Consider the following 24,186-nt stretch of genomic DNA (forward strand, 5'->3'; position numbering starts at 1 on the left):
AAAATAAAAAATGACTTATTTTTTTTGAGATTATTAAGAAAGAAGCTAAAAATCGTCACCAAAACCTATCAAAAACACCTAAAAACGCTATAAAAGAAGCATAATTAAACTATTAGCAGCCAATAATCTATTTAGAAAGATACAATTACATTAAAATAGCATTAGAAAAATTAGTTATTCAACTACTATACCCTAAATAGAAATTAATTATTCACCACAAAAACCTATTAATCGATTACAAGCAGGCACAAAACACAAAAGGGTACCCAAAATGGGCACCCTTTTTAAAAAATGCTATATGAATTTTATGGATTTTGAGGCCCAATGTTTGGATTTGCATTTAGCTCATCACGTGGTATCAGAAATAAAAACCTTGGATCACCTGCTGGAATTTGCAATACATTTGCTACCGAAGTTGCAACGTAGTTAGGCACATTCGCTATTGTTCTATCCAATGGCAAATTTAAACGTTTCAGATCCAGATATCTAAATCCTTCCCCCCACAATTCAACTCGACGATTAACCATAATTTCATCTGTCAAGGCATTACCAGTATTAGTTGATTTAACAGCACTTAAATCTCTCTTGGATACCAAGGCAAATAGCGCTGATTGAGCCAAAGGATCCTGCCCGCTCCTAGCATAAGCTTCTGCAAGAATTAAGTGCATTTCAGCACTTCTCATCCAGGGCACATCACCTAATGAAGGATCACCTATAGCTTTAACCGAGAATTTTCTGCTCATATAAGGCCTTCTCACAAATGTAGGTAAAGGTAATGGGAAGTTCGTTGCAGTTGGTGCTGGCTCCCACATTTTCTTTCTCACATCGGTAGCAGAAATTAAGTTGTATAAATTTGAGTTGATCATTTTTGGAGTAGAACGCTGGTAGCTTGAATTTGCATTATAAGCAATTTGCGCATAAAAAGAACCAAAAGTATCACCTTGTTCTGTTGTAGGATTAGAGCCCCACATATATTCTGATAAATTAATGTTATTGAAGCCGGTTTGATAGTCAGCCTGGCTCATTAATGGATAAACGTTTGCATCAACAATATCTTTGGCATGTTTAATAGCTGTAGTATAATCACCCATAGTTAGTGCTACTCTTGCTCTAAGTCCTTTTGAAACCCAAACGCTTGCATGGGTTTTATTTGGAACAGTAGTGGCATTTAATGCAATAGCGGCATCTAAATCAGCAACGATTGACGCATACACAGCCTCTACACTCACTCTTGGCATCTTTGTATCCGTAGATTTTAAAGGAAGTGGAACAGCAAGCTGATTATTAGGCTTTGCAGCCGGATTATACCTGGTACCATAAAATTGCACCAAATAAGAATAAGCATAAGCCCTTAATGTTAATGCTTCAGCTTTAATTCTTGCTTTTTCAGCAGCGGTACCTTCAGCTGCATCAATATTATCGATAATATAATTTGCATTACCGATCATTCTAAAGAATGTACGGTAATAATATAAATTGCTTGCTGCATTATCTGTACGGGCAGCTACATAATTACCTTCACCAGTTGAAGTAAACCATGTTGCCGCAGCTTGATGCAAATCTTCACCCATAAAATCTATACCCAAAAGAATCCCTGCAACTCCCGGTTTTCCTTGAGCGTTACTAGAGGTTTCAGTAGTCCTTTCGAACATATAGCGGTAAATACCATTTAACGCTACGCTAGCATTTGCCGTTGTTGAAAATAAAGAAGTATTATCAACCCTATCAGTTGGTTTTGTTTGAAGATAATCCTTTTTACAGCCCGATCCGCCTAAAATTACAGTGGCTAAAATCGCTGAGTAAAATATCTTTTTCATATCTGTTTGATATTAATAATTAAAAATTAAAAAGAAGCATTTAAGCCTACGCTTAATATTCTAGCTTGTGGGTAAACGTTCGCATTTACGCCATCAAATGATTCTGATGGGTTTAAACCCTTTCTCTTAGAAAATAGCTGTAAGTTTTCACCAGTTACAAACAATCTTGCGCTGTTTACATCAATTTTACTTAACCAGGCTTTTGGCAAGCTGTATGACAAATTAACATTACGGATAGCCAGATAAGAAGCATCTATTAACCATCGTGTTGATGTAGCATTGATATTTGTTGAGTTACCGAAATCCGCACGGGGAATGTTACTTGTCGTATTGGTTTGTGTCCAAGCGTTCAATAAATCTTTATGCAATGCAGATCCGTAAGATCCTGTACTCATTAAACCTTGATAAGTACTGTCATAAAATTTGCCGCCAATCTGGTAGTTAACCAATACGGATAACGATAGGTTTTTATATGAAAATGAGTTGGTAAATGATCCCATTAAATCTGGAATTGCTGATCCAGAACGGTCAAATACTGCATTTGATTGATTGATTGTATATTCAACACCGTTAACTGTTCTCTTATTTGCTGCTGTGATGGTTTGTTTAGGATCAGGAATATAAAGTGCAGCACCGTCTGTAGGGTCAACACCAGCATATTGTCTTAACCAGAACTGATAATAATCGTAGCCTACCTCTCTTCTTTTTGTGCCGCTTACAATGGTTGGAGTTTCTGCAGGAAGTTTTGTTACTTTATTTTTAAGAATTGTCCAGTTTGTAGTCAAATTCCAATTGAAGTTTTGAGTTCTCACAATATCTGCACCTAACATCAATTCCACACCCGAATTATACATTGCACCAACGTTCTGATTGATACTTGTAACAGGATCAGATAGTGGTTGAGGTACACTAAACAATAGATCATTTACTGTTTTTTTGAAATACTCAAACTCTCCGTAAACTCTTCTCTTTAAGAATGAAAAACTAAGCCCAGAGTTAAAGGTATTTTGAGACTCCCATTTTAATAGCGGGTTTGCGGCAGAAGTCAAAAGTGCGCCAGGCTCAGCTCCATTGTTCCATCCTAAGTCATAAAATGCCCTGTCAGCATAATATTCATTGCCACCTGAAGAAGTTAATATAGCATTGTTACCCACTTCGCCGTAAGATACTTTCGCTCTCAAATCATCAAGCCAGGAAACATCTTTTAAGAAATCTTTATTGATTGACCAAGATCCCCCTAAAGAGTAGAATGTCCCCCATCTAGACTGTGGTGAAAATCTAGAAGAACCGTCACGCCTTAAAGAGGCATCAAAAAAATACTTGTCTTTATAGCTATAGCTTGCTTTAGAGAAATATGATTCGATATGATCATTATCGGCCTGGCCTCCTGAACTATTTGCTGTTACGAAGTTGGCGAATTCTGTATTGCCCTGTAAAATCAAACCCGTTCTGCTTGCATTGAATGTACGATAATTGTAATCGTAATTTTCGTGTCCAACCAAGGCCGTAATGGCATGATCACCAAATGTTTTCTTATAATTTAAAATTTGATTGAAAGTATACGATCTGATTGTATTGGTATTTTGTGATTTATAACCGTTCTGGGTTACACCATCACCAACAATTGGATTCCAATAGGTACTACCATTGTTATTTCTCAAATCAACACTGAAGGTAGGCGTAAAGGTGAAATCTTTTAAAAATTTAACCTCAACATAAGTTCTCGCACTTACCTGATTCCTTCTAGTAAGGTACTCATTCAATAAAGTCTCATAAACTACGTGTCTGCCAGGAGAAGCTCCTTGAGGACGCGCAACCGCACCCGGGTGATTTCCATAATCATACCACTGTTCACCTGTTAAGCTATTCATAATGGGCTTACCAGTAGCATCAAAGGCATGAACAGGATAAATCGGTCCAATACCTCTAGTGAATGAAAATGCATTGATAAAACTTGAACCACTACCTGTAGCAGAATCATTTGCAGTATTTGCTGTTGTTGAAGATCCTGAAACATTTAAACCGGTTCTTAACCAAGATTTAACTTGCGTATTCACATTAATACGTGCATTAAAACGTTGGTAGTCTGACATAATATTAAAACCTTGATCATTTAAATACCCCATTGAAACAAAGAAATCTGATTTTTCTGTTTTTCCTGAGAAATTTAAATTTGCATCTGTTCTTTTCCCTTGCCTAGCCATAGCGTCATACCAATCAAAGTCATTATATAGTAATGACGCATTTGGATTAAGTTTACCATCGGTACCAACAACCTGGGCTCCCGGAACATTGAATGGATTATAAACCAAGTTGGTAAACACATCTGTCGAAGCCTTTAAAGACGCCGCCGACTCAGATAATGCTGGTGATGCATTATACATAAGGTTATTCTTAATACCTTGCCAAACCAAAGGATAATATTCCTGAGCATTTACACGCTCGTATTCTGGAATCCCCCTCTCTGAGAACCCCTGAACAATACTGGCATTAATAGAAGGTTGTAAAGATTTACCTCTTTTAGTGGTGATAATAATTACACCATTCGCACCTCTAGAACCATACAGGGCTGAAGACGATGCATCCTTTAATACTGAAATGCTTTCGATATCATTTTGGTTAATATCGCCAATACTTCCATCGTAAACAGACCCATCCAATACATAAAGGGGGGTATTCGAAGCAGAAAATGAGCCAAAACCACGAATTCTAATGGTCGCTGAACTTCCTGGCTGACCATTAGAAGCGCCAACGCTAATACCAGGAGCCGATCCTTGCAAGGCAGCCGTAATATTGGTTACTGTTCTGTTTTCTAAATCTTTAGAACTGATGGTAGAAACCGAACCGGTAATAGATTCTTTTTTCTGTGTACCGTAAGCTACAACCACTACATCTGCCAGACTTTTTGAATCGGGAGCTAATGCAACGTTCACCAGCTTAGAAGAAGGAGTGACGTCGATTGTTTTGCTTGTAAAGCCGATATAAGAATATTGGATTGCTGTAACAGAAGAATTAATCCTAATAGAGTATTTTCCATCTCCGCCAGTTGTGGCCACCGCTTGTGACCCGACCGCTTTAACACTTACACCTGGAAGAGGAATGTTATCCTCTGCAGATGTTACTGTTCCAGTAATTGTTCGCTCTTGAGCCATCGCTGTAATTGCAACAAACATCAATACGAACAAACTTTGTAAAAGTTTTTTCATGAAATTTAAGTTAGTTATTGAAATAGTTATTTGAAGCGTTAAATATAATGTAGATGTACAAGAGTTTAACAATAATTAACAAACGATCAATTATAATGACTTTATTTTGACAATAAAGCTGTATAATAAATAAGTCGAAATAAGCATTTTTCTACATTAATCTAGTTATTTGGCAATTTTTTAGGGCATTTTTAAAAAAATGATGAATAAAATGTGCAAAAATCTTTTTTTCTGACAATGCAGGCATTAAATAAAATCATGCCAAAAGATGCCGTTTAAAGAAATTTTTACAAAGCTTGAATTTCTAAAATACACGATTTAAACAAAATTAACTCAAACAAAAAAGAGGGTTGCGAAATCCGCAACCCTCTTTTTAAACTAATGATCTGTATTGAATATTAAGGTTTATCCCACCATAAACGGGTGCTTAAAGCATCAGGACCTTGAGCCGCTACAGCAGCATCATAGTTCGTCTTGTTCAAGTCACTTTCCGTTTTAGGGTATGCTTGTCTTCTTGGAATTTGTTTATCCGCATTTGCAGCATCACGAGCCGGAACTAAAACTGGGTAACCAGTTCTTCTCCATTCTGCCCATGCCTCATAACCATTGTTCATATAGAAATTTAACCATTTTTGGGTTTGAATTTTCTCTAATTTTTGGTTGTGGGTTAAAGCAGCGGTTAACAAAACATTAGGTTGTGCCTCATAAGTTAATTTATTCGCAGCTGTAATAGTAACAGCTGGAGTAGCATTTGTTGAAACCTGAATAGCAGCCCATTGATCCATAGATGCATCAATACCTTTGATATACCAATTAATCATTTCAGCATCACCACCAGGGATCCAACCTTCTAAAGCAGCTTCAGACATTGTAAAGCACATTTGAGAATAGGTTGTTAACTGTAACGGGAAAACGTTGCTGTAAATTGCCCTTCCTAATAATGCTCCATCAACACCAGCAGTATACTGATCTGTAACACCATATGGAATTCCTTTATAAGCAGCTGGAGTTCCAACGGTTCTAGAGAAAATAGGCAAACGTGGGTCAGCATTAACCACCATGTTTTTATCAACTACAGTTTGCGAAACACCATAATCTATACGACCGTTTCTTACATAGTTTGTATACCAAGGGCTCTCATAAGTTGAATTTGCCTGATAAGCAAAAATTGCATTATCAGCATTAGAAGTCATTAAGCCAGCAGCTACTGCTTCTGTAAATGCCACTTTGGCGGTAGCAACATCCTCAGTTTTCATCATTCTTAAAGCAACGATCGCCCTTAAAGAATTTGCCCATTTTTTCCATTTAGTGATATCACCACCAAACAAAGGATCATTAGGCTGCGCTGTTGTTATTTGCAACGGAGCTTCTTTAAGTTCTTTCAAAAGATCATTATAAATGAATTTCTGCGTATCAAATTTAGGCTGAGTATTCAATAAACCTAAACCTGATTCAGTGTAGGGAACATTACCCCATCTATCAGTTATCTGAAGCATTAAAAAGGCTTTCAAGATCCTGGCATGACCAATCTGGTTAGCATTGCTACCATTATCTGTTACTTCCTTAGTTGCCTTTGTAGCAGGATCTGTATTTAACTTAATAATACGCTGTAAATCTTGTACAGGACCTGAATAGATTCCATCATACGAGTATTGGATCTGCGAATACCTCGACTCATTGGTATAAATAAATTCTGCCATGTGCTGCACATACAACAAACCTGCCGCACCATTCGGAACACCTCTTGTTCCAATAACCGCACTGGCGAACAAGAATTTCGTGCTTGGAGATAACGGCGTATTTGGATTCGTATTTAAATCTCCGAAATCCTTTTTACAAGCTGATAAAAAGCTCGCACCCGCCATCATCAATAATATATATTTTTTAAATTGATTTTTCATCTTTCCTGTCCTTAAAATTATAATGAAAATTTAACGTTGAAACCAACTGTTCTGGTTCCTGGAAGTTGAGCTGTATCAATCCATGAAGATTGTAATTCTGTTGGATCAATACCTTTCACTTTACTATAAATCAGCCATAAGTTCTGTCCGATAACCGAAACGTCAATTCTTTGGAATGGCAATTTCTTAAATAAAGTTTTTGGAAGGCTATAGGTTAATGAAACCTCTCTTAGTTTAACATAAGAAGCATCATAGATCCAGTTTTCAAAAACATTCTGCAATCTGGTTTCATAAAGTTCTCTTGCATCTACATAAACGGTATTAGGTAAACCAGTAGTTGCATTAATACCCTCTAACCTGATACCACCACCATTAGCCGGATCGTCTCTTTTAGGCTTACCTTTATCATTTAAGCCTACTGTTTCTTCAGATAAACCTGAACCTGCAGTGATCATTTTCGTTAAAGAAAGTAATTTACCTCCATTTTGAAAATCCAATGATCCACCTAAGGTAAATTGTTTGTAAGTGAAAGATGTTGCAAAACCACCAGTAAATTTAGGCAGGATACTACCTAAATCCATATTGTCTTTCAATACATAGAAACCATCATCATCAATTAATTTATTTCCGTTGGCATCTTTAACAATACCCTGTCCGGTTATAAATCCAGAAGCCTCGCCAACTTTAGCATTTAATGATGCGGATGGAGAGCCTACAAATCCAAATGATCCGGCAGATCCATCGATTCCACCTAAAATGTTATCAACACCTGGTGCTAAAGCAATAACTTTGTTTTTATTAATACCTATGTTAAAATCAGCATTCCAGGTGAAGTCTTTGCTTCTGATTGGAGTACCTCCCAAAGTGATCTCATAACCATAGTTTTTGATGTTACCTGCATTGATGGTACGCTGAGTGTAACCAGAAGAGCCAGGGGTAGTTACATTGATGATCTGATCTTTAGTCTGTCTTGAATAGAAGTTAAAATCACCTCTCAAGCGGTCTTTAAAGAACCTTAATTCAGCACCAACTTCATAAGCTGTAGATAAAGCGGGTTTTAATTCCGGATTTGGGATTAAGTTCGCTACTGATTGTGAAGGGTAGATTACACTAGATTTGCTGTAGTTGGTGGTTGCCAAAGGAAATGTTTCAGCCAGGGCATAAGCGCCAACATCTGTACCAACACGGGCAACTGAAGCACGCAATTTACCAAATGATAATGCTTTGAAATCTTTAGTAAATTCAGAGAAAATGAATGAACCTGATGCACCACCATACCAGTAAGAATTATTAGCTGTTGGTAAAGTTGAAGTTACATCGTTACGTAAGTTCAAATCCAAAAATAAATAGTTTTTATAACCTAATGTAGTATAGGCATACAAACTGTTTACCTTTCTACGGCTAAAAGAGTTTGTAGCAGATTTTTCATTTAATGAGTTCGAAACGTTGTATACATTTGGAACAATAAATCCACCAACAGTTCCTGTTGCCACGTTATTGTTGTCTTGAGTCATCAACTCGCCATATAAAGCTGCCTTCAAAGAGAAAGAACCGAATTCTTTGTCATAAGCAAGGTTTGCTAAATAGTTGGTTTCTGAGAATTTTGTTGATGCACTGCTAAATGCAGGTGTATTTAAAGTAAATGAAGCTGTCCTTCCATCTGAATTTACGTTAGTTACGTTAGTTCTAGCAATTACCGAAGCTTTTAATCCAGAACCTATATCATAAGTTGCACTTGCACTACCATAAATTCTTTGAATAAAACTCTCAGATAAGTTCTTGTAAACCTCTACGTATGGGTTATCCCAGAATTTTGGTGTTAAGTTATCTGGACCAGAAATGTTCCAAGTGGTGAAAGTACCATCTGGACGTTGATATCTTTGTAGTTTTTCCATTTCGATATCCCTGTGGAACCACTGGTTAAATGAACCAGCAGTTTGGGTACCGTAACCTTCTCTTGGAATATTAAATCTTTTCTCGTAAACATAATTGAAGTTACCATTTACAGATAATCTATCGCTTAGATTGGTTGTATTGTTGAAAACAACCCAATTTTTTTGCTGACTTGAGTTTGGAGAAACACCACTTCTGGTTAAGTTAGTGAAAGAGAAACGGGTTGTAGAGTTATCGCTCGCTTTTGATAAAGCAACAGATGTGTTATTTGCGATACCAGTATCATAGAAGTTTTTAACGTTATCTGGTTGAGCAACCCAAGGTTTAGTTTTTCCGTACTCTGGATCGGTTGGATCGAAAGCATACCAAGGAGCATAAGGTTGTCCATCAAATTTTGGACCCCAGCTTTCATCAATTGAAAAATCGTAATATCTCGCACCGTTCAATACCGAATTTGCGCTTCCTGCCGGAGCAGTATAAGTAAGCCATGTTTGACCGTTACCACCACCATATTCATTTTGATATTTAGGTAAAATGTAAACATTCTCAAATGTTGTAGAATGGTTCACATCTACCCCAATACCAGATTTTTTAGATGCCTTTTTAGTCGTGATTACAACTGCACCTTCAGAACCACGCTGACCATAAAGTGCCGTTGCACCTGGGCCTTTCAAAACGTTCAATGTTTCAACATCATCAGGGTTAACTCCATCAGGACTTGTAATTACACCATCAACAACATAGATAGGGTTACCACCACCTAACGAGTTGATACCACGGATACGAATAGTAGAAGTTCCGAATTTAGCGCCAGAACCACCACTGATTTGCGTACCAGCGATCTTTCCAGCAATGGCAGTATTGATATCAGCGATCTTGGTAGGGCTGATTTTCTCTGCTGTTAATTGCTGTTGTGCAGTACCAATTGATCTTTCAGACCTTTTAACACCCAAAGCTGAAGTAACAGTTACTTCGCTTAATGTTGTTGCATCTGGATTTAGCGCAACGTTAATTGAATTTGAAGAAAGAGGCACTGTTTGGGCAATGTAGCCTAGATAGGTAAAGGTTAATCCTGTTGCAGCTCCAGTAACTCTAATAGAGTATCTTCCATCTGCACCTGTTACAGCACCACCTTGTGCCCCCTTTACTTTAACACTTACGCCCGGAAGGGGTTTTTTATCATCCGAAGCAGTAACTGTTCCTGTGATTGTTCGATCTTGTGCCATTGCCGTAATTGCAACGAACATCAATATGAACAAACTTTGTAGAAGTTTTTTCATAATAAGAAAATAGGTTAGTTAATGATTATTTAAAGGCTAAATATAACGGAGATGCAGAACATTTTAACAAAATTTAACAAAATAGAAATGCATAATGACATTAATTTGACAAACTGTTCGTATTACAAAAAAGACGAATGAAACCTTTTTTACACATAATGTGGGTAAAAACACTCATATTACGCTATCGCGTTAATATGTTGTGAATTAATAGTTATTGAGTCAACATTAAATGGACATTCAAAAGCGAATTATTAATTAAAAAAATTGTGCCAAATTTGTATACCTCTCTAATGCCACCTTTTTCAATAGGTGAACTATCTTAAATGTTGATATAAACGTTAGTGATATAATATTATGTTTAGAAATATTTAAAGGGCCAACGTATTAGATTATAACCAAAGCAAGGTCAATGAGTGTAATCTCCAAAACTTACAATTAATTCAGGGGTGAATTACCAGTAAGATACATTATTTTATCACTCTTAGAAATTAATGGCTTTTTTTAATGTATAACCTAATACATAAAACCGAACGGCCTTACAATTATATTGTAAGGCCGTTCGGTTTTATTGAGCTGAAATCTTAATAGCTACAAAACACAATATTCCCGAAAAGCGTTTTGCCTCCTTCCCAAAAATTTCTGAATAACGGATCATTAGCGAGGTAAACCACCTGTCCGCGGCCAAAATCTTGCACACCAATGAGTAATCCGGTTTTAAGCTCTTCGCGGGCTTTTTTACCCACTACACCAGCCATTAAACTTTTATCATTAATTAATCCTACATTCCAGCCTTTAGCAAAAGGTTCGTAAATCTTACGGTCGGTTTTTAAACTGTAATAAAATTTGCCCAGGCCATAAGAGAAAGGGTGGGTAGCATCAAGGTTAATCTTATAAATGGCTCCCGGTATGGTGGTTTCGAAATCATCCCTGTCTTTATCTTTAAAAAGCAGTTTGTTCGCTTCGGGTTTTTCGTCTTTTTTTACCGCAGCTTCTTTCTTTTTAATATCAAATCCTTTTTTTTCCAATACACTTTCAATGGCATCCTCCATTAAAATCAGTTTACCGCCTTTGTTCAACCAGGCAGTTAAGCCATCGCCAATAAAAGGAGTATAGCTTCCATCAGGCAGGATAAGTGTATTGATTTTATTAATGTCTAAATTGTTGATTTCTTTAGCATTGATAATGCTCGGCGAAAGGTTTAAATCATGCTCCAGGTAAAACCAGGCTTCGCCAAAAGCCAGGGATGAAACCTCCATGCCTGATACAATGGCTATTTTTGGCTGCTTTAATAATGGATAAACATTAGAGCCAAAATCCTTACCTTTTTCTACAAAACCACTGCTTACCGCCTGAATGGGTTTATCGAGCATTTTGGCAACAAAAGCAATCTTATCTTTTACGCCTTTAGCCAGGCGTTCGTTTTCTGCCCTTAATACAATCAGAGTTCCCGCGGGGTAATCTTTACCGTTCACCGAAAAGGGCTGATCGGCCTGCCTTACTTTTATCCCTTCTTTTTGCAATGCGATTAAAACATGGGCATCTTCACTGGTTCCCCAGCTAAACAGCCATGCCAGGGGTTTATCTACTTCTGTATTTACCAACTTGGTTTCCTCTAATGAAGAAAACTTGCCCTTGATGCTTTCTTTACTGGCATAACCTTTTAAACCATACACATAGGGCAGGGCCCAGGCCGTAATATCATAAGTATTGGAGTCGGTTACAAAGGTTTGCGGCTCTAATAAAACATTAGCTAAAACAGCCCTTGGCTGTTGAACATTCACAATTAAGTCGTTCCGGCCAATGGAAAAGTTTTCTTCCTTTTGGGTATCATAGTCATAAGCCCTTCCGGTTTTATCTCCGCCATAAGCAAATTCGATCTTATTTTTGGTTAAGAGTTCAGCCAGTTTTTTCAATCGTGACAGGTTGGTTGGCTTAATGATATAACTTTTATAAATACCCGGGGCGCTAGCCATTTCCTGCTGAAAATATTTTTTATACTCCTCTAAAAGCTTGTTGTGGTTTAAAGAAGTTACTTCGAGGGTCGACATCCCTGTAGTAAAGTGGTGCGCAATACGATCCTTTAAGGTTAAGGTATCGCCATCATTGGTTACCACCGATAATCCGGCTCTGATTCCGCCCTGCTCGTAAGTCATACCAATTGATCCGTTATATAGGGGGTAGGTATCGCCGTAAGAAGGATAAAGCAGATCGAAACGTTCTTTGGTAAAATATTGCCAACCTTCTGCATCAAAATATTTAGCATTGTTTTTTCCTACGACCACCTGAAAACTTTTTTGCCATGGCGTAATATCCTGATGTACCGGCTCTGCCGCTGGCGCAAAATAATAAGGCTCGTTGTAGCCCTGCTCATGAAAATCGACATGCACCTGGGGCATCCACTGGTTATACAAAGCCAACCTTTGCTGACTTTCGATCTGCGTTTGCCAGGCCCAGTCGCGGTTTAAATCGAAATAATAATGATTCGGTCTACCACCCGGCCATGGTTCGATATGTTCTCTGGAAGAGGGGTCTGAATTGGGTGTTTTGCCCACTACACTGTTAAAATAATTTACATAACGGTCTCTTCCATCCGGGTTTAAGCAGGGATCGATGATCACAACCGTATTTTTTAACCACTCGGTAGCTGGCTTATTCGTACCCGATACAAGCGTATAAATCATTTTCATTGCCGTTTCGGTTGAATTAGCCTCGTTACCATGTACATTGTAACTCAACCAAAGTAGAGTTGGCTGTTTAGTTAAATCAACACTGTTATTGGTACCTGTAGTTAAAGCAAGGTTATTATTTCTGATCTGTTCCAGTCTATCTATATTTTCTACAGCAGAAACAATTGCTACCATTAACGGCCTGCCCTCATTCGTTTTGCCGTATTCGATGAGCTTGATATTCTTTGGCGCGGCAGCAGCAGTTTGTCTAAAATATTCGGCCACTTTATGGTGTGGTGTAAAATGCGAACCAAGGGGATAACCTAAAAAATCGTCAGGAGATTTTAGCTGGGCCTTTACAAAAGATATAGAAATAAGGGAGATTAAGCAGAACGTTAACAGTCTCTTCATGTTAAAATAATTTTACCTAATGTACTAATTTTGTTTTTTGTTGTTGCTAAAGCTTAATTTTACATCATATTTTTTACGATAAACATGATCACAACCCAAAAATTATACGATTACTACCTGGAAAACCCTGTTATTTCTACCGATACAAGAAACATTAGCCCTGGTTGTATCTTTTTTGCACTAAAAGGAGATCTTTTCAATGCCAATGAATTTGCGGCCCAGGCTATTGAGAAAGGTGCAGCTTATGCCGTAATCGATGAAGAAAAATATGCTCAACACGATAAATGTTTATTGGTAAAAGATGTATTAAGTACTTTACAGGATCTGGCGCGCCATCACCGCAAACAGCTAAACATCCCTGTGATTGGTTTAACCGGTAGCAACGGAAAAACCACCAGCAAAGAGCTGGTAAACGCTGTATTAACCGAACGTTATAAAACCTTTGCCACTTTTGGCAACTTAAATAACCACATTGGTGTTCCTTTATCCATATTATCCATCACGAATGATGTGCAGATTGCGGTAATTGAAATGGGCGCCAACCACCAAAAAGAGATAGAACTGCTCTGTACCATTGCACAGCCTACCCACGGCATCATCACAAATGTAGGCATGGCGCACTTAGATGGATTTGGCGGATTTGAAGGTGTAAAAAAAGGCAAGGCAGAACTTTATGCTTACCTCAAACAAACCAATGGTTATACCTTTATTAATACGGATAATCCCAATTTACTCGAAATGAGCACTGTAGCCGGATTAAATAAACTGATTTATTATGGAACGGAAAACGGCAACACCATTAAAGGGGAACTAAAAAGCAGCGATCCTTTTATCGAAGTAAACTGGACCAATCACGAGGTTTCATCGTCTGTAAAAACCAATTTAACAGGCAGTTATAATTTCGAAAATATACTTGCGGCAATTTGTATTGGTGATTTTTTTGATATGAGTCCTGAAGAAATAAACACTGGTTTGTCAAACTATCAACCGAAAAACAACCGTTCGCAACTCACCAAAACTGAAAAAAATACGGTGATCTGCGATTTCTATAATGCCAACCCCAGCAGCATGACCGCAGCACTGAAAAATATTGCTGCATTATCTGCCGGTAAAAAGACTGCGATTTTAGGCGATATGTTCGAATTGGGACCCGAGTCTCCTGGCCAGCACGAATTAATTGCGAAACAGGCCAATGAAAGCGGTTTGGATCAGCTAATTTTTATCGGGAAAGACTTTTTTCACTATAGAAATGATGTAAAAGGCATTTTCTTTGAAACACCTGCCGAAGCAGCTACTTTTTTACAAGAAAACCCGGTTCAAGATCATTTGGTGCTTCTAAAAGGATCAAGAGGAATGAAACTGGAAAGTTTGTTGCAGTATTTGTAGTTTCAATCTTTAAAAAAGCTGTCTCAAATTGAATATTGTTTTAACGTTACGTCATTCCCGCGCAGGCGGGAACCTTAATGAATATTGCATTAGCATTAAGATTCCCAATCAACCCGATAGCTATCGGGTTGGGAATGACGATAAATCGATATTAAAATTCTTTGAGACAGCTGCTCAACTCAATATCCTTAAAATGTACAGGCAATTTTGCCATATACATACCTGCCACTAAAACCAAATTGGCTAACAGCCCTTGGGTACAAGAACCTCCCATTAGAAGTATTGTCTAACCCACCTGAATAATTACTGGTAGCGATACCGCTGAGGTTGTTTTCATTGTTCCTTGGATCGATGTATAATTTATCAGGATAAACATCAAAGATATTATTCGCTCCCACAGTTACCGACCAGGTTTTGCTTGCAGCGTAACTTACAGAGAAATCAGTTACCCATTTCGGAGCGAAAGTTTGATCCAGCTGGGTTGGTAAACCATTGGCAGGAATATTTGGGTCGATGGCATTTAAATAGGTGACTTCACCAAAACGAACCGTTCTGGCAACAAGTGAAAGTTTATTCACATTATAGGTTGCGGTAATATTTACTTTATTTTTAGGCACAGAGCTTTCGAAACGTGAACGTTCCAAACGATCGAATAATTTAGCTTTTAACGATGCGTCGCTTTCAATTTTATCAGATCCCTGGATACTTCTCACCACAGTTTTGTTCACATTTCCGGCAACACTTAAAATCAAACTACTTTTTGCGCCCAGGTTAAATCTATTGGTTAAAACCACATCGATTCCTGCAGTGTTCGTAGTAATGGCATTAGTGAAAAACTGCACACTGTTAATCTGTGCCAATGGATCTACCGTATTTAAAATCTGGTTCACCACTCCGGTTGGCACTAAAACACCGCCAGAGCGTTCGCGGGCATATTGACTGGAGAAAACAATCCGGTCGCTGATATCAATGTTATAAGCATCAATGGTAAAAGTAAAGGTTTTGGCGATTTTGCCCGCTAAACCTAAACTTCCCGATTTAGAAATTTCTGGTTTTAATGCCCCAACACCAAACTGGGCAACAATAGGGTTTGCATTATTTACCGTTAACACCTGTGTGGCATTGGTGCCTACAAATTGCGTGCTTTCATTATTAAAATATTGCTGGTGTAAAGATGGTGCTCTAAATCCGGTTGAATAAGCCCCACGCAGCGAAATATCACCAAAAAGCTTAGCCTTACCTGTAAATTTATAAGAAAAATTCGAACCAAAATCACTGTAGTTTTCATATCTGCCAGCAGCCCCTAAAGTTACCCGCGGCCCAAATTCAGCTTCAAGATCTGCATAAGCACCAACGTTGTGCCTCGATTTGTCTAATGCGTTGCTCGGCTTAAATCCAGGAAATACCTGCGCACCCGATGCAGTAGGGGATGTTCCGATTAATCTTCCGCCATTTGAATAAGATAAAAGTTCGCCTTCTTTGATCTGATAATTATCTATCCTAAATTCTCCGCCAAAGGCTGTATTCAATGAAGTTAAAAATCCACCGTCAAAGGTGTGTTTTTTGTTTATATCGAGGTTACTGGTATTTTGTCTGAATAACAATTCTCCTGCGTAAAACGAAGTAGGACTTGTTCCGGTAGGCAGAGAGGCATTTACCGTATTATTGATATTAAACGCTATGGTGTTCTCTCCGCTTGTATTACTAATGTCCAAATCCCAATCATGCAAAAGTTTCGCCCTCATACCAACGGAGACTGAATAATCGTTAATTTTAGTATCGATAAATGGTAAAAATCCGTTAGGGTAGATGGATAAATCTATCTGTGTAGTCTGCGTTGGCAAGCGGTAAAAACCCGCTGCACTTCCTGTTTTATGGGTAAAACCTGCTGCATAATATAACTGAGTCGTTTTACCAAAATTGAACTGACCATTTAAAAATCCACCTCCATTTTTTGAGTCGGAATTACCAACGCGCATGTTATTTCTATCCAAACCATTTGCTGCAGCCCTTGCATCATCGGCAGCTTTTAAACTGGCAAAACGAGCCTGAAAAGCGGCTTCTGTTTCTGTTGCCCCTTTGGTTGGACTTGCAGAATACAATAAAGGACGGGTATCTAAACCACCACGGTTGGTAAATCCGCGTTGAAGATACTGGGCTGCAAAATTGATAAAACCTTTATCATTTTTAAATGCCCAGCCTTTGCTAAAATCAACCTGAAAAGTTCTGCCATCGCTAAAATCCCGACCGAGGGCATTCGAAGAAGATTGACCAAAAGAAGTTGAAAAACTATACGGTGTAACCTTTTTTAACACAATGTTGATTACCCCGGCAATGGCATCCGAGCCATATTGTGCTGCAGCACCGTCACGTAAAACCTCGATGCGTTCAATTGCCGAAACCGGAATGGAGTTTAAATCTGTACCAACAGAACCACGGCCAAAAGTACCGTTAATGTTTACCAATGCGGTTGTATGCCTGCGTTTGCCGTTTACCAGCACCAAAACCTGATCGGGACCTAAACCGCGTAATGATGCCGGATCGATGTGATCGGTACCGTCAGAAACCGTTTGCCGGTTAGAGCTAAAAGATGGCGCCACAAAATTTAAAATCTGCGTTAAATCGGTCTGTGCAAATACTTTAACATCTTTTGTGGAAATCAGATCGACGGGAACTACGCTTTCAATGTTCGTTCTCGGTGTTGATCTCGATCCCACCACAACTACATCACTTAATAATTCTTTTGTATCCTGCAACGCAAAATCCATCGTTTTAACGGTATTATCAATCTGAACAGCTACTTCAGAAGTTTGATAACCGGTAAAAGAAATCCGGACTTTATAAGCTCCGGCAGAAGGAAATTTTAAGGCATAAAGTCCGTTTCCATCAGAAGATGTCCCAGTTTTTGAGCCAACTACCTGAACAGTAGCGCCCGGAATGGCTAATCCTGCTGAATCCGTAACCTTACCCTTTAAGCCTTGGGCAAGCAAATGATTGGAAACGAACAGTAAGAGAAGGATTAGGGAGTTTTTGAATAATATTTTTATCATAGTTCATAGGTTTATAAACAATAATAACAATTTTATTACAAAATTTTAAACAGCAACTTGCTGATAAAGAATAAAATACTAAAAAAATACGCCTTTTCTGTAGAGAATCAAAGACAAAAAATTAAAATATTGCGAAAATCAATTCCAATACAAGAAAATAAACATTTATTGTGCTAAACCAACCAAAACACCAGCATCACTCACTTCCAAAAGCGGGTTATCGCGCATATTCTGTTCAATTTCGATCTCAAACTTGCCATTGTGCGGAAAATGATAGTTGGTAAGCATGGGTAATGAATAACTGAATACATTTCCAGAGCCACTGCCCAGCCATTCGCCATCATTTTTGGCCAGTTTGTACTGATAACGTCTGGTGACCACCTTTTTGCCATCTTTAAAATGGGCAAGGATAAAAATATTGGCGTATTTATAATCGGCAGTATGCCTGAGCTTAAAATAAATGTTGTAGGCCTTTGTATTATCCTTAATCTCAAACTGTGTCGAAATTTGGTTACGGTAGGTCCACCTGCGGTCGGCAATTTCTACATTACTATCAATTACGCCGGATGTACAGCCAACAAATAGCGAAGTAATCAATAAAAAAGCAAGCAAAAATACTTGTCTTTTATTCAGCAGCAGGTTTATTTTCTGAGCCATTATTATTGTTTCGGCGGTTATTGTTTTTCCTACGATTATTTCTGTTCTTGTTTTTGCTTTGCTCTGGCTTAGCTCCATCTGCGGCAACACTTCCTTCAACATTTACAACAGGTTTTTGTGCTTGCGGTTGCTGCTTTGGTTTGTTATTTTGAGGTTTTGGCCCGTTAACATGCTGTGGTTTCGGCACCGCCTGTTGAGGCTTTTGACCTGCATTTTGTTGCGGTTTTAGTCCGTTAGGCTGTTGTTTTCCGCCCTGTTGGGCTTTTTGTGCGCCCTGTTGAGGCTGCTGCAGCTTATTATTAGGCCCTGCATTTTTTTCTCCGGCAGGAACTCTTTCTCTTTTATTTTGGCTGTTGTTTCTGTTATTTTTCTGGTTATTGTTCCTGTTCTGGTTGTTTTTACCACGCGAACGTTCATCTAAACGGGTTAAACTATCCTGACCAACCACATTTTCGTAATCGAACGATTTTTCTACAACAACCGGTGCGGCAATCTGAACGGCTTCTTCTTTCAGGTTTGGCGCTTTTTTGCCAGCCTTGTTCATCGCCATGATCTCTTTAACACGGGCAGCTTTAACCGGAATCCAGTTTTCATCACCCTGGTAACTGAACCACATGATTTTTTTGAAAATGTCGGTTTTCTGGTGACGGGCATAACCGGCCTCAGTATCCAGGTTTTCAATTCTATCGGGAATATCTTTTAAAGCATCCAGATAGGTATCCAGCTCATAGTTTAAGCAGCATTTTAATTTACCGCACTGACCAGCAAGCTTTAGGGTATTTAATGATAAATTTTGATAACGCGCCGCAGCCGTAGAAACCGTTTTAAAATTGGTTAACCAGGTAGAGCAACATAATTCGCGACCGCAAGAGCCAATTCCGCCTAAACGGCCAGCTTCCTGGCGCATCCCGATCTGGCGCATTTCAATCCGGATACGGAAACTTTCGGCCATTTTTTTAATCAGCTCACGGAAATCCACACGGCCATCGGCAGTATAAAAGAAAGTGGCTTTGGTTTTATCGGCCTGATAATCTACATCGCTGATTTTCATCTGCAAACGTAAATCCAATGCCAGTTTACGGGCTTTGTGCATGGTTTCCCACTCCATCCCTTTGGCGGCGTTCCATTTTTCTACATCAGCTTCGGTAGCTTTACGATAGATTTTTTTAGTTACCTGATCAAGTGCCGTTTTACGGCGTTTCATCTGGATCCTTACCAGTTCGCCGGTAAGAGAAACGTGCCCTACATCAAAACCACCCGTTGGCCCTTCAACAGCAACAAGTTCTCCAATTTCGAGGTAAATGTTATCATTATTGAGGAAAAACTCTTTACGTGAGCCTTTAAATTTGATTTCGGTAACCTGAAAAGGTTTATAATTAGAAGGCATATCCAAATTAGACAGCCAATCGTGAACTTCCATTGTTTGGCAACCACCGGTGCCACATGAGCCATTACTTTTGCATCCATTAGGGGTGCAACCACCACCTGTTGAACAACTTCCACATCCCATATTAATTGTATATATATTGAGTCCCCGCAGGGAGCGTTTTAAACTTGATAATTTTTACCAGTTGTAAAGATACATCTAAAAACAGAATTTTCGGGTTTGCGTTTCTTTCAATGTGGTAATGTGCCTTTTCCAGTTCGCCAATTATGGCCTCTGCCATGGGCAAGGTAAGTACGTGTGTACTCAGTTTTTTCGCGGTTTCGAAGGTAAGGGGCGGCAATTTTACCAATTCTTCGGCACCACTTAAAATCAAACAGCACTCGCGTAAATAATTTACGCCATATTTTAAAAAATTCTTCTGGTTTTCTCTTCCCCACTTGGCAGCCTCATCAGTAAACTCGATCAGATCGGGCACTTTATTTCCAAAACCCATCCTTAACCAGGCGGTAAATGTGCCCGAACTGTCGCTCTGGGTATCGGCAGCCAAAGCTTTGGCCTCAATTAAATTTCCATCGGCCAAAAATGAATAATCAATGGCCTGGTTTTCATTTAATCCGCTGCTGTTTAATAAAAATCCGGTTACTTCTTCTGATGAAAGTTTCGGGATCTTCACAATTTGTGTTCTGGATAAAATGGTGGTTAAAATCTGATCCTGACTTTGTGCAATTAAAATAAACAAGGTATTTGCAGGTGGTTCTTCGATTAATTTCAGCAAAGCATTTCCGGCTTTATCCAAATATTCGGGCAACCACATAATTAAAACCTTGGTTTCGGCCTCAAAAGCTTTATAACTTAGTTTTTTGATAATATCGTGGCATTCGGCAATGTTAATATTGGCCTGTTTATTGGCTGCATCTAGTTTCGAGCGCCAAATGTCTATATCAAAATAAGGGTCCTGCATTAACATTCCACGCCATTCTTCCAGCACATCTACAGCAGTTTTTACACTGGCAGAAGCAAAAAACGGATAAGAGAAATGCAGGTCGGGGTGGATTAAACGTTCGTATTTTCTGCAACTCGAACACTCGCCGCAGCTATCATTTTCGCCTTTATTAAGGCAATTAATGTATTGCGCATAGGCAATGGCCAAAGGCACAGCGCCCGAACCAGCGGGCGACAAAAACAGTTGCGCATGGCTAATGCGGTTTTCTTTAACCGTTTGCACCAATTGCTGCTTCACTCTTTCCTGTCCTATGATTTCTTTAAACTGCATTTGGTGCAAAATAAGAAATAGATATGAATATTCACACATTCGTAATTACGATCTTAATTTGAAACACACTATTAGGCTTAAAAAAAGTTCAAAATCTATATAGTCAAATGGTGCACGCTGCAACTTTTCCCAAACCGCACCGGCCTACATTAACTAAACCTGATGGAAGCGGCAGCCCCGAAGCATGAGGGCTAAAGCATACAGCAGGACCAAACATAGCCAGGCATTACAGTTCTTGCTTTCCAAAAAACAGAGCGAATCAATTTTTAAGCCGATAACACATACATTACCAAAGCATTACCTCTCAGGTTTACCGATTATTTCAAAAAGCTTACCTTTGGCTTTTATTTTTTTAAACGGTGATAAACGCTTTACGCCAAACACCCAACGCTTAACATTTATGGCGCGGATCCTCGCATTTGATTATGGAACAAAACGCATCGGCATTGCAGTAACCGATCCTTTGCAGATTATTGCAACAGGCCTGGATACTGTGCATCCGAAAGATGTGATCGAATACGTTAAAAAATATATGCTTACCGAGCAGGTGGAGGCTTTTGTATTGGGAGATCCCAAGCAGATGGATGGTTCGCCTTCCGATTCGGCGCAACATGTAAAAGGCTTTGCAACACTATTAAAAAAATCGTTTCCCGATATCCCCAGGCACTGGGTTGATGAGCGTTTTACTTCTAAGCTGGCACATCAGGCCATTATGCAAAGCGGGCTAAAAAAAATGGATAGAAGAGACAAAGACAGGGTTGATACCATTGCTGCAACCATTATTTTACAATATTTTATGGAAAGTAACCGTTTATAACCAACAAATGAGCCTGATAAACGACGATTTACAAGATCTATTAATTGCCTATTGCGAACCTGAAAGCGAACTGCTACAGCAGATAGACCGCGAAACCAACCTTAAGGTTTTAATGCCCCGTATGCTCTCTGGCCACTATCAGGGCAGGGTTTTGAGCATGCTCAGTAAGATGGTTTCTCCAAAAAGGATTTTAGAAATCGGCACTTTTACGGGTTATGCTACTTTATGCCTGGCAGAAGGGCTAACCAAAGACGGCCTGCTTTATACCCTTGATATTAATGAGGAGCTGGAAGACATGGTGCGCAGCAACTTTGCAAAATCAATATATAAAGATCAGATTAATTATATCCTGGGCGATGCTACCGCAACAATAGCTGATTTAGACGAAGTTTTCGATATCGTTTTTATTGATGCCGACAAGAAAAATAACGGCACTTATTACGATCTGATTTTCGATCGCGTACGCCCTGGTGGAATTATTATTGTGGATAATGTACTATGGAGTGGAAAAGTACTTCAGGAGAAACAAGACAAAGACACCAGAAATATTACTAGTTTTAATGACAAAATCGCTGATGATGAACGGGTTGAGAAATTGATATTGCCCGTTCGCGATGGTTTGTTTGTGATCAGGAAATTGGGTTAATTGTAGAAACTGTTTAAATCGGTTAATTGATTTATCAACGCCGGTTAAGCAATTAACCAAAAATGAAATGAAGAAAGTTTAGTATAAAATATTGATCGGTTAAATTATTTCATCGATTAATCATACAATTAAACAATTTTGTACAGTTAACCATGACTAAGAAAATTTTTACTTTTTGTTTACTGCTCATCTCGGTAATTATCGCCAAGGCGCAAGATACCGACGATTACATTGCAGAGCATGTAGAATACGCACAGGAATTAATGCGCGATCATAAAATTCCGGCCAGTGTTATTTTAGCCGTTGCCATACATGAATCGGGTGCAGGAAACAGTAAAATTGCACAACACCTTAACAACCATTTTGGAGTAAAAGGGCCCAATAATAACGCAGATATTCGCTCTTCGTACCGCGATTATTTAAATGCAGATGAATCTTACAGCCATTTTGTTGAAATAATGGAAACACGCGAACCTTTTAACAACCTATTTGCAAAGTACGATCAGTATGATTACAAAGGCTGGACTTATGGCATCCGTCGTTGTGGTTATGCAAGCAGTAGAAGCTGGGCCAGTCAGGTTATTGGACTCATTAAAAAATATGAGCTTTACCAATACGACGAAAGGCCTGAAGGATATGAAGAACCAGTTTATGCCACTCCGGTGCGCCACCATACCAGAAGCAGGAGAACAACAAAAACTTATACCGTTAGATCTGGCGATAACCTGGGTGCAATTGCTAAAAAGAAGGGCACTACAGTTAAAGCGTTGATGCAGAAAAACGGCATGAAAAAGGTAAACCTTAAACCAGGACAAAAGATTAAGTTTTAAGTCTTGAGTCCATACTCCAGAGTCTTAAGTCTAGTTTGCAATTTGCAGCTCACAATTAACCAGTTAACCGATTTAAACAATTAACCCTATATGCGTTCAACCAAGCATCTTATCCTATTAGCGGCAATCCTCATTTTTTTAAGCTCATGCGGTTCAAGGAAATTTTCCAAAAACAACAAACAAATCGAAAAAGCAGCCAATAAAGCCAATAACAATTCGTACAAAAGCTATAATACCTTGAGTTATATAGACGAGTTTAAAGGTGTAGCGGTAGAAGAAATGAATGCCAATGGCATTCCGGCAAGCATTACTTTAGCACAGGGCATTTTAGAATCGGGCAGCGGAAACAGCGATTTAGCCAAATATGCCAACAACCACTTTGGTATTAAATGCACATCAGATTGGAGAGGAAAAAACTATTTCCGTGATGACGACCAGAAAAATGACTGTTTCAGGGTGTATAAAGATGCCCGCGAATCGTTTAGAGACCACTCTGAGTTTTTAAAACGCAAACGCTACAGTTTTCTGTTCCAACTGGACAAGAACGACTATAAAAGCTGGGCACAGGGCTTAAAAACCGCCGGGTATGCCACCAATCCAAAATATCCGGATTTATTGATCAATACCATAGAAAAATATCAGCTTTATCAATACGATCAATCTGAAAGCGAAAAGCAGAAAATTGCCCGCGAGGACAGGGTTTTTACAGAAATTAACCAGAATATCCCACAGGAAAAAGCTAAATTTACTCCTGTAGATACGCCGCCACCGGGCGCAAAACCAATTCTTGCTGATGGGACCTATACTGTTGTTAAAGGCGATACGCTGTACAATATTGCAAAACGCTTTAACTTAACGGTTGATCAGTTAAAAATGCTGAACGAGATGACTACAGATGCCATTAAATTAGGTCAGGTACTTAAGGTTAAATAATGTTAAGTACAAACATTGCCTGCCAGATAT

At 38.8% G+C, this 24,186-nt stretch carries 14 protein-coding genes; 5 read left to right on the plus strand and 9 right to left on the minus strand.

Going from position 1 to position 24,186, the window contains the following annotated elements; all coding sequences use genetic code 11:
- Positions 1–305: 305 nt before the first annotated feature.
- From H9L23_RS21745 to H9L23_RS21765, 5 genes are all read right to left on the minus strand, one after another.
- Positions 306–1,817: a RagB/SusD family nutrient uptake outer membrane protein gene (locus H9L23_RS21745; RefSeq protein WP_187592289.1), complete on the minus strand. Its 1,512-nt coding sequence runs from the start codon at positions 1,815–1,817 to the stop codon at positions 306–308.
- Positions 1,818–1,843: 26 nt separating this feature from the next.
- A complete protein-coding gene (locus H9L23_RS21750) occupies positions 1,844–5,023 on the minus strand; it encodes a SusC/RagA family TonB-linked outer membrane protein (protein ID WP_187592290.1) in 3,180 nt (1,059 codons plus the stop codon).
- A gap of 398 nt (positions 5,024–5,421) precedes the next feature.
- Positions 5,422–6,924 (minus strand): SusD/RagB family nutrient-binding outer membrane lipoprotein, encoded by a 1,503-nt coding sequence (locus tag H9L23_RS21755; protein ID WP_187592291.1) that lies wholly within the window; start codon positions 6,922–6,924, stop codon positions 5,422–5,424.
- A gap of 17 nt (positions 6,925–6,941) precedes the next feature.
- Complete coding sequence (locus H9L23_RS21760) at positions 6,942–10,097, minus strand: SusC/RagA family TonB-linked outer membrane protein (protein ID WP_187592292.1); 3,156 nt, start codon at positions 10,095–10,097, stop codon at positions 6,942–6,944.
- Between the two features lie 584 nt (positions 10,098–10,681).
- Positions 10,682–13,177, minus strand: coding sequence for a M14 family metallopeptidase (locus H9L23_RS21765; protein ID WP_187592293.1), 2,496 nt, complete (start codon positions 13,175–13,177; stop codon positions 10,682–10,684).
- Between the two features lie 84 nt (positions 13,178–13,261).
- Here H9L23_RS21765 and H9L23_RS21770 point away from each other — a divergent pair, with 84 nt between their 5' ends.
- Positions 13,262–14,563 carry a UDP-N-acetylmuramoyl-tripeptide--D-alanyl-D-alanine ligase gene (locus H9L23_RS21770; protein WP_187592294.1) on the plus strand — a complete coding sequence of 434 codons (1,302 nt, stop codon included), beginning with the start codon at positions 13,262–13,264 and terminating at the stop codon, positions 14,561–14,563.
- A gap of 188 nt (positions 14,564–14,751) precedes the next feature.
- Here H9L23_RS21770 and H9L23_RS21775 read toward each other — a convergent pair whose 3' ends face one another.
- The 4 genes from H9L23_RS21775 to H9L23_RS21790 all read right to left on the minus strand — a co-directional run bounded on the left by H9L23_RS21775 (position 14,752) and on the right by H9L23_RS21790 (position 20,930).
- Entirely contained in the window at positions 14,752–17,613 is a 2,862-nt protein-coding gene (locus H9L23_RS21775) for a TonB-dependent receptor (protein WP_187592295.1), read from the minus strand.
- Positions 17,614–17,778: 165 nt separating this feature from the next.
- Positions 17,779–18,270, minus strand: a complete 492-nt coding sequence (locus tag H9L23_RS21780; RefSeq protein ID WP_187592296.1) for a gliding motility lipoprotein GldH — start codon at positions 18,268–18,270, stop codon at positions 17,779–17,781.
- A complete protein-coding gene (locus tag H9L23_RS21785) occupies positions 18,239–19,780 on the minus strand; it encodes a PSP1 domain-containing protein (RefSeq protein WP_187592297.1) in 1,542 nt (513 codons plus the stop codon). Before H9L23_RS21785 ends, H9L23_RS21780 begins: the two co-directional genes overlap by 32 nt.
- Before the next feature lies 1 nt (position 19,781).
- A complete protein-coding gene (locus tag H9L23_RS21790) occupies positions 19,782–20,930 on the minus strand; it encodes a DNA polymerase III subunit (RefSeq protein ID WP_025141593.1) in 1,149 nt (382 codons plus the stop codon).
- Between the two features lie 400 nt (positions 20,931–21,330).
- Here H9L23_RS21790 and ruvX point away from each other — a divergent pair, with 400 nt between their 5' ends.
- The 4 genes from ruvX (at position 21,331) to H9L23_RS21810 (ending at position 24,156) form a co-directional block, all read left to right on the plus strand.
- Positions 21,331–21,747 (plus strand): Holliday junction resolvase RuvX, encoded by a 417-nt coding sequence (gene ruvX / locus H9L23_RS21795; protein WP_025141594.1) that lies wholly within the window; start codon positions 21,331–21,333, stop codon positions 21,745–21,747.
- 7 nt (positions 21,748–21,754) lie between these two features.
- Complete coding sequence (locus H9L23_RS21800) at positions 21,755–22,393, plus strand: O-methyltransferase (RefSeq protein ID WP_187592298.1); 639 nt, start codon at positions 21,755–21,757, stop codon at positions 22,391–22,393.
- Positions 22,394–22,545: 152 nt separating this feature from the next.
- A complete protein-coding gene (locus H9L23_RS21805; protein ID WP_187592299.1) occupies positions 22,546–23,223 on the plus strand; it encodes a glucosaminidase domain and LysM peptidoglycan-binding domain-containing protein in 678 nt (225 codons plus the stop codon).
- A 90-nt stretch (positions 23,224–23,313) separates the two neighbouring features.
- Positions 23,314–24,156, plus strand: coding sequence for a glucosaminidase domain-containing protein (locus H9L23_RS21810; RefSeq protein WP_187592300.1), 843 nt, complete (start codon positions 23,314–23,316; stop codon positions 24,154–24,156).
- Positions 24,157–24,186 lie beyond the last annotated feature (30 nt).

The organism is Pedobacter roseus, from assembly GCF_014395225.1.
In the GTDB taxonomy this organism is placed as follows: Bacteria; Bacteroidota; Bacteroidia; order Sphingobacteriales; family Sphingobacteriaceae; genus Pedobacter; species Pedobacter roseus.